This is a genomic window from Mesorhizobium sp. M7A.F.Ca.ET.027.03.2.1, from assembly GCF_003999175.1.
In the GTDB taxonomy this organism is placed as follows: Bacteria; Pseudomonadota; Alphaproteobacteria; order Rhizobiales; family Rhizobiaceae; genus Mesorhizobium.
On sequence record NZ_RZOM01001365.1, the window covers coordinates 1 to 1305 of the forward strand.

General features: G+C 64.0%; 1 protein-coding gene and 1 pseudogene. Both read right to left on the minus strand.

Annotated elements, in window-relative coordinates:
• On the minus strand, positions 1 to 408 hold a 408-nt coding region (locus EN750_RS34695), incomplete at its 3' end, for a lysylphosphatidylglycerol synthase domain-containing protein (protein ID WP_189526687.1).
• Positions 409 to 596: 188 nt separating this feature from the next.
• Positions 597 to 1305 (minus strand): annotated as a pseudogene (locus EN750_RS34700) (glycosyl transferase); the annotation flags it as partial.

The window sequence follows — 1305 nt, forward strand, 5'->3', positions numbered from 1 at the left end:
ATGCAGGCCCGGCCACACAGCCAGGGCCAGCACGCCGACGACGAAGGCGTCCTGCAGCCTGAACCACAGCAGCGAGGCGCTGGCACGCATGATCGGTATGCCGAAGACCTGGCGCAGGAGCAGGGGAAATGCCGTCTCGCCGCCGCGGAAGGGCACGACGTTGATCATCGCATTGTGGATCAGAATGACGCGCAGGCAGGCGCCGAAACGGCCATGCACCTCCTCGCGGAACTCGTCGCAGACGCGCAGCGCGCGCAGCACGTAGGTGACGAACAGCGCAAGCGCCACGGCCGCGAAAGCGCCGGGCGTGATGCTCGCGAAAGCATCGCCCACCATCTTCCAGCGCGAGTCGCTGGCGACCCACGCTAGTAGGGCCAGGGTCACGATTATTGAGATTGCTCTTTTCAACCAATTCTCCGCCGGTTTCCACCGCCGAGTTCAAATGGCAGCACCGCGTGGCGCCCGAGTATCCCTACCGCCATCCGGGATCGGTTCGCCTGGCCCACCGGCTTGCCGAGTTTCGGCAGGAGAACGCGGCCGCCGAACCGTCGGGACAATATCCTGTCCAAGGCCCACAGCCCCAGACTGTCGCGGTTCTATGGACGGCTGATCCTATAGACCAGCAAATCGTCCGAATCCACAAGCTTGGTTGCGGTCTTGTCGAGATAGTCGATGACCCCGTCATGATGCTCGAGGAACAGCCGGTCCTGCTTGTCGGCGGCGTTCTTGGCCGTGCCGAACAGGTCCGCGCCTTGCGCGCGCAATTCCTCGAGCTGCGCGATCGCGGTGGCATCGTCCGCTACGAATTTCGACCATTCGACATCGCCGCCGCCAGGCGGGAACACCCAGCCACGCGCTCTGCTGTAGTAGACGGCGACGGGATCGCCGACCTCGGGCGCAATGGCGACGACGAGGTCGCCCGGCTGCGCTAACCGCGCCAGTTCGTCGCCAAGCAGCTTGCCATTCATGGCGATCGGCGTCTTCATTGTCCTGACAAGGGGAAAAGTCGACCAGACCAGCGTGACGGCCGCGATGCAGATCGCGCGCAGCACGACCGCCGGGGACAGAACGGGTCCCGATGCAAGCGTTGCCAGGAGAAACGCGCCGCGGCCGCAGAACATCGCGAATGGCACATGGAAGATGTGGTAGTTCCAGGGATTGCTGGTGATCTCGCGCGCTGCCGCCAGATAGACGACCATGGCCGCAGCCAGCCAAACATAAGGGATGGCCGAAAGAGTGGGTTGCTTGGGGTCTTCGACGGGTCTGGGCGGCAGCCAGAAACCGATCGCGATCAGCACCATGAAC